The sequence below is a fragment of the Terrimicrobium sacchariphilum genome, assembly GCF_001613545.1.
Classification (GTDB): Bacteria; Verrucomicrobiota; Verrucomicrobiia; order Chthoniobacterales; family Terrimicrobiaceae; genus Terrimicrobium; species Terrimicrobium sacchariphilum.
In genome coordinates, this window is record NZ_BDCO01000002.1 from 1,430,718 (window position 1) to 1,443,146 (window position 12,429).

The window sequence follows — 12,429 nt, forward strand, 5'->3', positions numbered from 1 at the left end:
CCGCCCCATCCTCTTTGCCAGGTGGACGCCGTCATCGAACGCAAGCTAAGCGAGGGCCGGTCGCTGTTGATTCAGCGCGACGCTGTCCGCTTCGGCGCGTGGGCATCGGCAGGAGCCGTCGGGCTCTGGGTCGTGCTGGCCGTGATGGCCTGGCGCTGGCCTTCTGTGCCGTGGTCGATTTTCAGTGCTGGTCTGATCGTGGTCGCGGCGTGGATTTTCGCAATCGCCATGGCTGCCTTTCGCTGGCGCGATAAGGGGCCGGTGGCGCTGGCGCTCGATGCCACGCGCACGACGAAAGACCGCTTTGTCACCGCGCTGGAGCTTGGCGAAAATGGTGGGGCGGCTCTTGGCAACGAACTGGCTGCTTTTGCCCGCGATTATCGTTTCCCGGATGTTCTGAAACCTCGCCCGCCCCGGCTGGCTGTCGCGTTGGTGCTCACGGGAGTCGTTCTGGTTCTCTGCGTGGCGACCCTCGATCATTTCCGCCGCGTCGGCTTGCAGCCCGACGTCGCCACCGCCTCCCGGCTGCTGGATCAGGCCAAACGCGAGGTAACCAAGGTCGCTCCTCCCGAGTCTCCCCTGCGCAAGGAGGAGGAAAAACTTGAGGAGGCCCGCCAGCAGCTCGGCAACTCGACCGATCCGATGCGCGATGCACTGCGGGCGATCGCCGATCTGGAGCGACGGCTGGCTTCAGCCTCCGCCTCTCCGCTGACGGATGAGGAAAAGGAGGCGCTCGCGAAAGCCCTGGCGGAAAACGAACCTCAGGCCGCCCAGGCTCTTTCCTCTGGCAACGACCGGGAGGCCGCCGAGCAGATCGCGCAGATGGACCCCGAGGCGCTGGCCAAGGCCCTCGAGCAGGCGGCGCAGCATCGGGAGAACTCCCGCCTGCAGGACCTGGCTCGCAAGGCTGCCGAACAGGCCCGCCGGGAGCTGGCCCAAGGCCTCGCTTCCGCTGGCAACAGCGGCGCCCAGCGGCGCTTGCAGCAGGCTCTGCGGGAGATGAAGGCAGGCGGCCAGGGGCAGCAGCAACAAGGCCAGGGGCAGCCGGGAATGGATCTGGCCCAGGGCAAGGGCGGAGAGAAGCAGGATGGCTCGGCTCCCGAGGACAACGCTCCGCCTGGGGGTTCCCCCGGCAGCGAGCACGACGAGGGACGCGGTGAGGACATCAAAGGCGAGAAAGACGCCCTTGCCGCCAAAGGCTCCGACGAGCAGCTCACCGGTGAGATGGGGCAGGGGCAATCCCGGGTCAATACCTACAGCACCTCCGGTGGCGACAATGCCCGCAGTGCCCGCGCCATCCGCGATGGGGGAGCCGTGCAATCTGCGGAACTCGACACCGTCACTCCCGAAAACATCCCTCCCGGCTCGCGCATCCTCGTGAAGCGGTACTTCGACTCCGTCCGCCCCAAGGAATGAACGCGCTTGATCTCCTTTCCCTTTACCCTCCAACCTTGACTTCCCATGCCTGAACCATCTGAGACCGACGCCCGCGAATTTTGCCGAGCCTTTGACGCCCTCCAGCAGGAAATGGAGAAGGTGCTGGTCGGCCAGAAAGAGGTCATCGAGGGCGTGCTCACCGCCTTCTTTGCCGGTGGCCACACGCTGCTGGAAGGCGCTCCCGGCCTCGGAAAGACGGTGCTCGTCCGCACGCTGGGCGATGCTGCGGGGCTGAAGTTCTCCCGCATCCAGTTCACGCCCGATCTCATGCCGGGCGACATCATCGGGACGAATCTCATCGTCGAGGACGAGCATGGAAAGAAGCGCTTCGAGTTCGAACCCGGGCCGGTCTTTGCCAACCTCGTGCTGGCCGACGAAATCAACCGCGCCACGCCCAAGACGCAAAGCGCCCTGCTTGAGGCCATGCAGGAGCGGCAGGTTTCCGTCTCCGGCGTTCGCCATCCCGTGCCGTCGCCCTTCCTCGTCCTCGCCACGCAAAACCCGCTGGAGATGGAGGGCACGTACCCGCTGCCCGAGGCGCAACTCGATCGCTTTTTGCTGAAGCTGCATGTCGAGTATCCCGGGGCGGAGGACCTGCATGAAATCCTGCGCCGCACCACCACCCAGGATCATCCGACGGCGAAACCCGTCGATGTCGGTGGCTGGAGCCGCTGGCAGGAGCTGATCCGCAGCGTGCCGACCGCCCATGAGGTGGAGGCGCGTGCCGTGTACATCGTGCTTGCGACCCATCCGGAGCGTGGAGAGGCCGTGCCGCTGGCGAAGAAATACGTCCGCTACGGCGCCAGTCCGCGTGCCGCCCAGGCGCTCATGCTCTGCGCGAAAATCTCCGCCCTGCGCGACGGGCGCTTTCACGTCAGCAAGGACGACATCGATCGCTGGGCGCTGCCCGCTTTGCGCCACCGCCTCATCCTGAACTTTGAGGGCGAGGCGGAGGGCATCACCACCGAGGCGGTGATCCGCGAAGCCCTCGGGGCATAGGCAATACTCAGGCCTCCGCCTGAGCGGTCTTGGCCTGGAGGATTTTTTCCACGGTGCGCGTGGTCGAGCGTCCCTCGACCATGTCGGCGAGGACGACCTTGCCGCCGTTGGCCTCCACGACCTCGCGGCCGCTGACATAGTGCGCCCAGTCCTTGCCCTTCACGAGTACATCGGGGAGGATTTTTGCGATCAGCTCCTTGGGCTCGTCTTCGTTGAAGACGACCACGGCGTCCACGCAGCGGAGTGCCCGCAGGACAAAAGCCCGGTCTTCCTCGCAGTTGATCGGGCGCTCGGGCCCCTTGTTGGCGCGGCGCACGGAATCATCGCTGTTGAGGCCGATGACGAGAGCGTCGCCCTGTTGGCGGGCAAATTCCAGATAGGTGACGTGGCCGCGATGGAGGATGTCGAAGCAGCCATTGGTGAAAACCAGTTTGCGGCCCTCGCTATGCAGGCGGTCGCGAAATTCACGGGCCTGGGAGGGTGTCCAAAGAGTGTTGTCTGTCATGCGTCGTTGGGCAGCGCGGCGATGTTGTCTCGCAGGTTTTGCAGCTCCGGGTCATCCTCCGCGCGGAATGAGCGGTAGATTTGCGAGGCGCCATGGTAGTAGGCGCGAGCCTGGTCGTACTTTCCCATCGCGTGATAAACCACGCCGAGGTTTGCCATTGATTGGGCGACCTCCGGGTGCATCGGACCAAAAGTTTTTTCCCGGATGCCCAGGGCCTGCATGTGCAGGCTCTCGGCTTCGTCATATTGGCGGCACTCGGTGCGGGCCACGCCGAGGTTGTTGAGCGCCGTGGCGGTCTCGGGATGATTGTGCCCATGCATGCGCGTGGCGGCTTCCAGGGCCTGCGTGTAGTCTTTGGCGGCTGCGGCAGAGTCGCCAAGATGGCGATGAATACTGCCAAGATGATTCAGCAGGAGTGCATGCTGGGAGAAATCCCGCTGGTCTTCGTACAGTGCGACGGCTTCCTGCGTGCGCTTGATTGCTTCATCGTGACGGCCTAGTCGCTCAAAGAGCAGCCCGAGCTTGGCCGAGAGGCGGGCCTGCGAGGAGTGGGCGCCGAGGCGCTCCGCCGTTTCCCGGGCTTCCTCGAAGTACTTGGCCGATTCGACATCCTCCCCGGCGGCTTGAAATACATCACCGACGATTTCCAGCGCATCGCACATGCGGACGCTGTCCGGACGCAGGACGAGGCGCGCGGAAGACAGGAATTTCTTGCTGATTTCGCAACAATCCTGAGCGCGCGAAACCTGCCGTTCGGACTCAAAGTCCCGGCATAAAACTTCCCACAAATTGGACGTCGTCTGCATGCTGCGCCGGATTGGCTTTATTCTGTGTGATCCGGCGGTGGCTGGCGAGCGGATTTTTTCTGCTCCAGGAACCGCCACGCAGTCTCGCGAGAGGCCGGGAGGCGTCCGTAAAGCGACTCGAGAGCCTGCGCCGGACTGAGGCCTCCCGAGGCGTCGTAAACGCCCAGCTCGCGGCAAAGCTCCTTTTCAAAATGGAGCAGCCCCTTGGCTTCAGCCGGAGTGTTTTGTACGTAGTCGAGGCCCCGCTTGAGCAGGTCAAAGATCTCCGGCGCGGGACTCATGGCGGGGGCGGCGCGGCCGGCCAGCTCCGCAAAATACGCCGCGAGGTAAAAACCGCCGCTGCCCGCGCGATTCGGGTCGAAGGCTCCCAGGACGTGGCTTTCCTGGAGCACGTGCAGGTCGCTCTTGGTGCTGACGCGGAAATTGATCTCGGCGAGATAAAACAGGTCGAGCTTCCCCGCAAACGGGCTGCCCGCCTTCCGCGCGCCGCGAGCCACGGTGCGCACGGCGCCATGTTCCTCGGTGAGCCAGGAGATGATCAGGCTGGTCTCGGACCAGTTGGTTTTACGCAGGAGGATGGCCCGGGAGGTTTCCATGCGGCGGGTGAGGCTATTCCTCGAGCGTTTCGATGAGCCACTGCTGCACGGCGGCGTAGAAATTGATCTGCAGCAGCGCGAGTTCCTTCTCGTTCGTGATCTGGAGCGGTCCCGGTTGGGAAAGCTCGCCCTCGTCGAAATTGTGCTGCGCCGCCAGGGCTAGGCGCGCCTGGTTCAGGGCATTGAGCCACGCGGGCACGTGCTTGGAGGAGAATTCCACCGTGAAAAAATCGCCCTCCTCCTTGAGTCCGCGCAGGTCGGCATCGACGGTCTGGCGCGAGGTTTGGAAGAGTTCGTGCAACTCCGGCTGCACATACGCCTTCCAGTCGTCCCGTGCGCCCTCCTCGAGCGGATCTTCGGTCGGCGGCGGAAAGAGTCGGGCCTCGACGGCCTCATCCTCGAGATCGGAGCAGGTCGGCACCTGACGCAGGATCTCGGCCAGCACCGGCGGGATGTCGCGGAAGCCCAGGCGGCCTTCCGGGGTTTGGTAAAAAATCATATCACTCTCCTCGTTCCATCGTGGCGAGGAGCAGGTATCCGTGAAGGGTCTGCACATAATGCTCGGCATGTTCCCTCGCACCGGACCAGACGATGGACCGACCCTTTTCATGAACCTCGAGCATATGAGCCTCGGCCTTCTCCTTGGGATAGCCAAAAACCTTCTGGAATACCATCGTGACGTAACTCATCAGGTTGATGGGATCGTTGTGCACAATGACATTCCACGGCAGATCGACGGCTGTCGCGTCCTTGGTGGAGGTCCCGGTTTCTGTCTGGCTGGAACTGATCATGCTGCGCGCAAATGGGCGGATGCGTCGGGCGGGGGACAGGCTTGCACCATCTCAAAACACCGCTGCGGCTCTCCGCTGCCGAACTCCCCGACGCTCTCCAACAGCACGTATCCACTCAATGCCAGGCGTGGCGAAACATGGAACGCCGCAGCCCGCAAGGCCATCACCGTGGCGAGATGCGCGTGGGTGCGACCCTCGATCATGGCGGTGTAAAGCCGCGTCCAGTTTTTCTCGGCGGCGGGAACCGTGTACGCCTTCATCAGCGACTGGCCATTGCGACGGCTCAGAGTTTCCGCCCTGGCGGGAAGGGCCTCGCCGATCGTGCGGTCGGCCTCCATCCAGCCGGCAAGATTACCGGAGGCGTAGGATGCCCAGGCACGCAGAAATTGCGGAGCGAGCAGGGAATCGAAAATGTCTTTCTTCCAAAGATCCCATGGCTTGGTGGCGATGCCGGGCGTGGCGACGAAGGTCACGCGGGAAACCGATTCCCAGCCGGGGTGGCAGAGACGCACCGCCTTGAGCACATCGAGATACGGATTCCCGATGGTGGTCAGGTCATTGTCAGCCTCATGCATCATTGGGGCGAAAATCTAGTGATCCGTGTCGCGGGAGGCAAGGACGGCGCGGGAATTTCCCGCACTCTTCAGGCAGATTTCAACGCCGCCCTGGCCAGCTGGAAGATCTTTTCCTGCCGTTTGGCCATGGACTCGGCCTCGCGTTTCCGCAGGTCGTTCCATCCGGCGAGATGCAGCAGGCCATGGACGACGCAGAGCGCGGCCTCGTCGTTGGGCGACTGGCGATAGGTTTTGGCGTTGGCGCGGATCGTCTCCGCTCCGAGCACGAGTTCGCCATGGAGGAAGGTGATCACGTCTGTCGGCGTAGGGTCGTCAAAAAACTCGCCGTGTACTTTTGCGATGGTCTTGTCGCTCACGATGGACACCTCGACGGAGCGAAGGCTGGCTAGCGCGGCCTCATCGGACTTGCAGGCGGCCACACAATGCGGCATCGCGAGCTCGCCGATGCGGCGGATGAACTTGACGTCGTACGAGACAGTGCGCTGGCGGTTCACCAGCAGCAGCTCCGGCAGATGCTCAGGCGGCGGATTGCTGCTCACGGCGCGGGGAGGAGGTTTCCTTGTCCTTCTCGTCGCGCTTCGGGTAGGCGATGCGGGCGTGGAGCATGTTGACCAGCGTGAAGCGGAAGCTCTGGGCCACGCGGCGCAACTCGGCCAGCGTAAGCGGGCATTCGTCGAGCTGGTTCTCCGCGATGCGCTTCTCGATGAGGCTGTTGACCAGATCCTCGATGCGCTGGGGCGTTGGGCGATCCAGGCTGCGGGAGGCGCTTTCCACCGCGTCCGCGAGGCTGATGATGGCCGACTCCTTGGTCTGCGGCTTCGGGCCGGGATAGCGGAAGCTCTCCTCCTTCACGTCCGGGATGTCCTCCGGGCGCATGTTCATGATCTTGCCGCCCAGCTTGGCGTCATTCTGTTGCTGGAGGGCGCGCTGGTAAAAGTACGAGACGAGAGAGGTGCCGTGGTGCTGGAGGATCACATCGACGATCTGCGGGTTCAGCTTGTTCTTGAGGGCGAGGTCGACGCCCTCCTTCACGTGCGCGATGATGATGAGCGCGCTCATCGTCGGGGTCAGGTCGTCATGCGGATTCGTCCCCGGGCGCATGTTCTCCGTGAAATACTCCGGCTTCACCAACTTGCCGATGTCATGGAAGTAGGCGCACACGCGGGCGATTGTCGCATTCGCGCCGACGCTCTCGGCGGCGGCTTCGGCGAGATTGGCCACCGCGAGGCTGTGATGATAGGTGCCGGGAGCTTCCAGGCTCAGGCGGCGCAGAAGCGGGTGGTTGAGGTCGGACATTTCCAGCCAGGAAATGTCCGTGGTAATGCGAAAGATATTCTCCAGCACCGGCAGGATGCCGCTGGCGAGGATCGCAGTGACAAAACCCATGCCGACCGCTGCAAGACTCTGCCAGCCGATCATCTTCCAATCCGTCTCCCCGAGGAGATTGATTGGGCCGATCTGGCCAAAGGCGGCGGCGAGGATCCAGGTGGCGATACCCACATAGGCGCCGGCGCGGATGAGGCGGCTGCGGCGGCGCACCTGGATCGTCAGGTAGACGGCGATAAAGCCCGTAATGAGCGAGATAACGAGGAAGATCGGGTCGATGCGCCCAACGAGAAACGCACCCCACAGGCTGGCGAAGACCGCCGCATAGATGCCGTGGTTTTTGCCTAGCAGCACGGAAAGAACCAGCGGGGCAAAGGCGTAGGGAACAAGCAGCGGGACGAGCTGGAGATCGATACGACCGGCTACCGCCTGCATGAGGAAGATCTTGATCGCAGCCAGCTGGATGAAGAGCACCGAGAACAACAGCGCGAGACGCGAGTTGCTGTGCATCGTCTCCGGATGGTTGATCCAGAGCTGGGCCACAGCAGTGACAAAGATGAGCAGGCAGAGCAGGAATTTCTTGGCGGGCTCGGCATTGCCGTCGAATCCGCTGAATCCGGCCTGCTGGCCGGTAAAGATCAGGAGGGCCAGACCGCCGACGAAGGCGGCCAGAATGACGGAGCGCACAAGCCACCCGCACTCGATATTCTCGAGCAGTTCATTCTCGGAGACGGTACGACGTGTCTTGCCGCAAGCCATGCCCTTTTCCACCAGGCGGCGACGTTGGAGAAAGTTCCACATTGAGATTAAGAGAAGCAATTAAGCCTGAAAACGGCTCTCTTGCAATCCGCGATGATCCCGGTACGCGTGGATGATCGCCTGCACCAAAGGATGCCGGACGACGTCGGTTTCATCGAAGAAATGAAACCCGATGCCCGGGACCTTTCGCAGGGCCTCGACGGCCTCGATCAATCCGCTGCGCTTGTTGCGCGGGAGATCGATCTGGGTGCCGTCGCCGGTGACCACGCATTTCGAGTCCTGACCGAGGCGGGTCAGGAACATGAACATCTGCTCGGTTGTTGTGTTTTGTGCCTCATCCAGAATGACATACGCATTGCTCAGCGTGCGGCCGCGCATGTAGGCGAGGGGGGCGATTTCGATTACGCCGCGGTCCATGTACTTCTGGATTTCCTCGACATCCAGCATGTCGTGGAGAGCGTCGTAGAGGGGACGCAGGTAGGGGAGAATCTTCTCTTGGAGGTCGCCTGGGAGGAAGCCCAGCGCCTCGCCAGCCTCCACCGCCGGGCGGGTGAGGATGATGCGGCTGACCTTCTCCTGCTTGAGCGCCGCCACGGCCATGGCCACGGCGAGGTAGGTCTTGCCCGTTCCCGCCGGACCCACGCCAAAGGTGATGTCATGGCTCAGGATGGAGCGCAGGTAGGCCTGCTGGCCCGCCGTCTTGGGCACCACAGGGGCTTTTTTGGGCGAAACCTGGATCTTGAGGTCGATCAGGTGGCCGAGGCCGTCCTTGCCCTCCTGGGCGGAGGAGCGCAGGGCATACTGAAATTCATGCCGTTTGATCGTCACTCCACGTCGGCGGGCATCGTCGAGTTGGTCAAAAACCTTCCGCGCCCGGCTTACACCCTCGGCCGGACCTTCGACGCGCAACCAGCCGTCGCGCGTCGTAACCTTCACACCCAGAGCGGTTTCCAAATCACGGAGCAGCTTGTCGTCGCCTCCGTAGAGACTTTGCAGCGCCCGGGCATTTTCAAACTCGAGCGTGAGAGTTTCCTGATTATCGGTAGCCATAGACGAGCGCCCAGTGCGTGCGCTCTTGGGGGGACTTCTCGATGGTCACGATGGCGTAGTAGGTGCCGGTCGCCTTGGGTACCACCTTGGCGGCGGCGAAGCGGCCCTTCTGCCACGCCTCGGATTCCGCGAGACGTCCCTGAGAGTCGTAGATGTGGACATTGATCACGGCGCCCTTGACGTCCGTGGCCATGCAAAACCAGTATTCGTTGCCCTTGAAGAGCTGTGCTGTGACGGCCTTCTGATCCTTCACGCCGAGATCGCCGCCCCAGGCATCCTCACGGATGGTGAAGCCCTGCTTCACGTAGGGAACCGCACACTCGTGGGCAAACGACAGGGCGTCGTCGACAGTGGCGTACAGCGGCGTCAGGCAAAGGACGGCCAGCGCGATGAGCACGCGCACAGGAGAGAGGGAAAGGAAGCGCCGGTTCATTGATCCTCCGAGGTGATGGCCTTGACCGTATCGGTGGTCAGCTTGTTGACCTTCTGCACATTTTCCACCGTGATCGTGTCTTTGCCGATGATCGGCTTGATGTCGCGCAGGAGCTTGCGCACCTTGACCACGAGTTCTTCCTTCTTGAGGTTCCGGCTGCGCATCTCATCGATGCGGCGGGCGAAATAGTTGAGCAATTCCGGCTGGTTGAGCAGTTCTGCTCCGGCCGGGCTGTAGTTCTGGCCTACGATGGAGGTGAGCACCTGGGTGCCGCGAATCCAGCCGCCGAGGCTCACCAGTTGGGCGAGTTCGTCGTCTCCGAGTTCCTGCATCGCTCCACGCACATCCTGGAGGGCGCCATCGAGTTCGGATCGCACCGCTCGCCAATCCTTCGCTTCGGCCTTGTCGGTGATGCTCTTGCTGCGAGCGATCACGGCCTTGCGGACGTTGATGCCATCGGCGAGCACGAGGACCTCCTGGCCGATCTGCTTCACCTTCTCGGAATCCTCCGCTTCCACGGCGATGAAGCCGTCGGCGATCACGGTGCCGAGCAGGAGGGCGATCTGGGCGCGGTTCCCGGTATTGGTGCCGAGATTGTCGCGGAGCTCCCCTTTCCAGTTCGGAGTTCCGAGTTTATCGAGGACGATAAAGATTTCGCTCGGGACCGGAACGACCACGTCCTCCACGGCGGCTGCCGGGAATTTTGACAGGTCGATTGTGGACGGCGGTGGCTCGGCAAGTGCGTTGGCCACGGCGAATCCGCAGAGGGCGGTGGTTATCAGACGAGGCAGCATGGGAAAAATAAGCTTCGCGGATGGGCCGTTGCCCGTTAAAAGCGCGCGCATCATTAGATGAATCTAGATAGAATACAACATCTTCTTGAGCAAGCGCGCAAGCGGCGGTTGCTGGTTGTCGGGGATGTCATGCTCGACGAGTTTGTGTGGGGTAAAGTCTCCCGTATCTCTCCCGAGGCTCCCGTTCCCGTGGTCGAGGTCCAGCGCGAATCCAGCTACCCCGGTGGAGCGGCCAACGTCGCCCGCAACCTGCGTGAATTCTGCGCCACCGTGCATATCTCGGGCCTGGTGGGGCAGGATGCCGGAGCTAAGCGGTTGGCGGATCTCCTTCGTGAGGAGGGGATTGCGACGGATGGAATTATCGAGGCGGAGCATTTCGAGACGATCGTGAAGACGCGGATCATTGCGCGGCAACAGCAGGTCGTCCGTGTCGACCGCGAGAAGAAAGGGGCTCTTCCCGCGGAGGTGGTCGAACTCGCTGCCGAAAGAATATCGGCCCTCCTTCCCGAGGTGGATGCGATCATTTTTGAGGACTACAACAAGGGGTTCCTCACCCAGGAGCTCGTGGATCGGGTCAGCGCCGTCGCTTCGGCGGCGGGAAAGGTGATCACTGCCGACCCCAATCCGGGCAACCGGCTCGAGTGGCGCGGGGTCACAACGATCAAGCCCAACCGCTCCGAGGCCTTCGCCATGGCCGGACGCAGCGACACCGGAGCCGCCGACGAGCCGTTGAAAGACGAGCCGCTCCTTGAGGTCGGGCAGATCCTTCTGGAAAAGCTCGGCGCGCCCTCGCTTCTCATCACCCTCGGCGAGCATGGCATGATCCTCTTTGATCGCGCCTCGCCGCCCTATCACACGCCGACGCGGGCGCGTGAGGTGTTTGACGTTTCGGGCGCGGGAGATACCGCCATCGCGCTCTTCACGCTCGCCCTTTCCGCCGGAGCCACCCTCCAGGAAGCCGCGGAGATCTCGAATCACGCCTCCGGCGTGGTCGTGGGCAAGCTCGGCACCGCCACCCTCACCGTGGACGAACTTCTCGCCAGCCTGGAGAAAGATCATGCCTGATCGCAAAGCCGTGTTTTTCGACCGCGATGGCACCCTCATGGAGGAGGAGGACCATTGCGATTGTCCCACTCGCGTTCGCGCCATCAAGGGCGTGAAAGAGGGGCTCAAGCAACTCAAGGACGCCGGCTGGGCCGCCATTATCATCACGAACCAGAGCGGCATCGGCCGCGGGTATTTCACGATGGCGGATTTTGAGGCCGTAAACCAGGAACTCTACCGCCAGATCGGCGGAGGTATCGACGGAGCCTACTGCTGTCCCGACCTCCCGACCAATCCCACGCCGCGCCGCAAGCCGGGCATCGGCATGATCGAGGAGGCTGTGCGCGATCATGGCATCGACACCCGCAAATCATGGTTCGTGGGCGACAAACCCATCGACATCCAGTGCGGGCAGAACGCCGGGTGCCGCACCATCCTCGTTCGGACCGGGTACGGAGCGAAGGGCGAAGCCAGCGCCTCGCCGGATTTCGTCGTCGACGATGCTGCCGCCGCCATCCAGATCATCCTTTCCCATTCATGAGCAAGACCGCCGTCATCATTCCCGCCCGTTGGGCATCCACCCGTTTTCCCGGCAAGCCGCTTTTCCCCATCCTGGGCAAGCCGCTGCTTCAGCATTGCTGGGAGCGCTGCCTGAAGGCGAAGAGCGTTTCGCAGGTGATCGTCGCCACGGACGATATGCGCATCGCGGAAGCCGCCTTTGAGTTTGGCGCGGAGGTGGCGGTGACCTCGCCTAAGCACCCCAGCGGCACCGACCGTGTCGCCGAGGTGGCCCGCAAACTCACGGGCGTGACCAACATCATCAACGTGCAGGGCGACGAACCCGCCATCGACCCCCGGCTCATCGACAAGCTGGCCGCGCGGCTGGATGACGATCGCAAGCTCGACATGGTAACGGCGGCGGTCCCATTTGCGGATTTCGTCTCGGCGGCGAATCCCAATAACGTAAAAGTCGTCACCACGAAGGACGGTCGTGCCCTGTATTTTTCCCGCAGTCTCATCCCATTCGACCGGGACCAGACAGGTGCGGCGAAGTACTTCTGGCACGTCGGGATCTACGGGTACCGCCGGGCGTTCCTGGCAAAGTTCGTAGCCTGGAAGCCGACACCGCTTGAGGAGTCGGAAAAACTCGAGCAACTGCGCGTCCTGGAAAATGGCGCGTCGATTGGCGTCATTATCGCCAAGGAGCACGGCGTCGGGGTGGATACCCCCGAGGATGTCGAGCGCGCGGAAAAGATTCTTCGCGGGAAAAAACGCTAACATCGCCAAATCGCCGCCGGGCGTGGAGGGAAGTTA

Annotated in this window: 16 protein-coding genes; 5 read left to right on the forward strand and 11 right to left on the reverse strand. The window is 62.8% G+C overall.

Annotated features, from left to right (window positions below):
• Nucleotides 1–21 precede the first annotated feature (21 nt).
• Both TSACC_RS06755 and TSACC_RS06760 read left to right on the forward strand, forming a co-directional pair.
• Nucleotides 22–1,416, forward strand: coding sequence for a PspA/IM30 family protein (locus TSACC_RS06755; protein WP_153811311.1), 1,395 nt, complete (start codon nt 22–24; stop codon nt 1,414–1,416).
• A gap of 45 nt (nt 1,417–1,461) precedes the next feature.
• Nucleotides 1,462–2,436 (forward strand): AAA family ATPase, encoded by a 975-nt coding sequence (locus TSACC_RS06760; protein WP_075078609.1) that lies wholly within the window; start codon nt 1,462–1,464, stop codon nt 2,434–2,436.
• Between the two features lie 7 nt (nt 2,437–2,443).
• Here the strand turns inward: TSACC_RS06760 and rfaE2 are convergent, their stop codons facing one another.
• From rfaE2 to TSACC_RS06815, 11 genes are all read right to left on the reverse strand, one after another.
• A complete protein-coding gene (gene rfaE2, locus TSACC_RS06765; RefSeq protein ID WP_075078610.1) occupies nt 2,444–2,941 on the reverse strand; it encodes a D-glycero-beta-D-manno-heptose 1-phosphate adenylyltransferase in 498 nt (165 codons plus the stop codon).
• Nucleotides 2,938–3,747: a tetratricopeptide repeat protein gene (locus TSACC_RS06770; RefSeq protein WP_075078611.1), complete on the reverse strand. Its 810-nt coding sequence runs from the start codon at nt 3,745–3,747 to the stop codon at nt 2,938–2,940. Before TSACC_RS06770 ends, rfaE2 begins: the two co-directional genes overlap by 4 nt.
• Nucleotides 3,748–3,764: 17 nt before the next feature.
• The gene (recO, locus tag TSACC_RS06775; RefSeq protein WP_075078612.1) at nt 3,765–4,343 is read right to left on the reverse strand and encodes a DNA repair protein RecO; all 579 of its coding nucleotides are present in this window, start codon (nt 4,341–4,343) and stop codon (nt 3,765–3,767) included.
• A gap of 13 nt (nt 4,344–4,356) precedes the next feature.
• On the reverse strand, nt 4,357–4,842 hold the full coding sequence (locus TSACC_RS06780) for a DUF2017 family protein (RefSeq protein WP_075078613.1): 486 nt from the start codon (nt 4,840–4,842) through the stop codon (nt 4,357–4,359).
• A 1-nt stretch (nt 4,843) separates the two neighbouring features.
• Nucleotides 4,844–5,134, reverse strand: coding sequence for an ATP-dependent Clp protease adapter ClpS (clpS, locus tag TSACC_RS06785; protein WP_075078614.1), 291 nt, complete (start codon nt 5,132–5,134; stop codon nt 4,844–4,846).
• Nucleotides 5,131–5,712 (reverse strand): urease accessory UreF family protein, encoded by a 582-nt coding sequence (locus tag TSACC_RS06790; protein ID WP_075078615.1) that lies wholly within the window; start codon nt 5,710–5,712, stop codon nt 5,131–5,133. Before TSACC_RS06790 ends, clpS begins: the two co-directional genes overlap by 4 nt.
• A 65-nt stretch (nt 5,713–5,777) precedes the next feature.
• The gene (ybeY, locus tag TSACC_RS06795; protein WP_075078616.1) at nt 5,778–6,248 is read right to left on the reverse strand and encodes an rRNA maturation RNase YbeY; all 471 of its coding nucleotides are present in this window, start codon (nt 6,246–6,248) and stop codon (nt 5,778–5,780) included.
• Complete coding sequence (locus tag TSACC_RS06800; protein ID WP_075078617.1) at nt 6,226–7,836, reverse strand: HD family phosphohydrolase; 1,611 nt, start codon at nt 7,834–7,836, stop codon at nt 6,226–6,228. The genes ybeY and TSACC_RS06800 overlap by 23 nt, the downstream gene beginning before the upstream one ends.
• An 18-nt stretch (nt 7,837–7,854) precedes the next feature.
• Nucleotides 7,855–8,844, reverse strand: coding sequence for a PhoH family protein (locus TSACC_RS06805; RefSeq protein WP_075078618.1), 990 nt, complete (start codon nt 8,842–8,844; stop codon nt 7,855–7,857).
• Nucleotides 8,831–9,277, reverse strand: a complete 447-nt coding sequence (locus tag TSACC_RS06810) for a hypothetical protein (protein WP_075078619.1) — start codon at nt 9,275–9,277, stop codon at nt 8,831–8,833. The genes TSACC_RS06805 and TSACC_RS06810 overlap by 14 nt, the downstream gene beginning before the upstream one ends.
• Nucleotides 9,274–10,071 (reverse strand): hypothetical protein, encoded by a 798-nt coding sequence (locus tag TSACC_RS06815; protein ID WP_153811313.1) that lies wholly within the window; start codon nt 10,069–10,071, stop codon nt 9,274–9,276. Before TSACC_RS06815 ends, TSACC_RS06810 begins: the two co-directional genes overlap by 4 nt.
• 57 nt (nt 10,072–10,128) lie before the next feature.
• On the opposite strand from TSACC_RS06815, the gene TSACC_RS06820 reads away from it, so the two are divergent.
• Genes TSACC_RS06820 through kdsB form a run of 3 tightly spaced genes read left to right on the forward strand, consistent with a single transcriptional unit; the run spans nt 10,129 to nt 12,393 of the window.
• On the forward strand, nt 10,129–11,136 hold the full coding sequence (locus tag TSACC_RS06820; RefSeq protein ID WP_075078621.1) for a bifunctional heptose 7-phosphate kinase/heptose 1-phosphate adenyltransferase: 1,008 nt from the start codon (nt 10,129–10,131) through the stop codon (nt 11,134–11,136).
• Nucleotides 11,129–11,656, forward strand: a complete 528-nt coding sequence (locus TSACC_RS06825; RefSeq protein ID WP_075078622.1) for a D-glycero-alpha-D-manno-heptose-1,7-bisphosphate 7-phosphatase — start codon at nt 11,129–11,131, stop codon at nt 11,654–11,656. Before TSACC_RS06820 ends, TSACC_RS06825 begins: the two co-directional genes overlap by 8 nt.
• A complete protein-coding gene (gene kdsB / locus TSACC_RS06830) occupies nt 11,653–12,393 on the forward strand; it encodes a 3-deoxy-manno-octulosonate cytidylyltransferase (protein WP_075078623.1) in 741 nt (246 codons plus the stop codon). The genes TSACC_RS06825 and kdsB overlap by 4 nt, the downstream gene beginning before the upstream one ends.
• Nucleotides 12,394–12,429 lie beyond the last annotated feature (36 nt).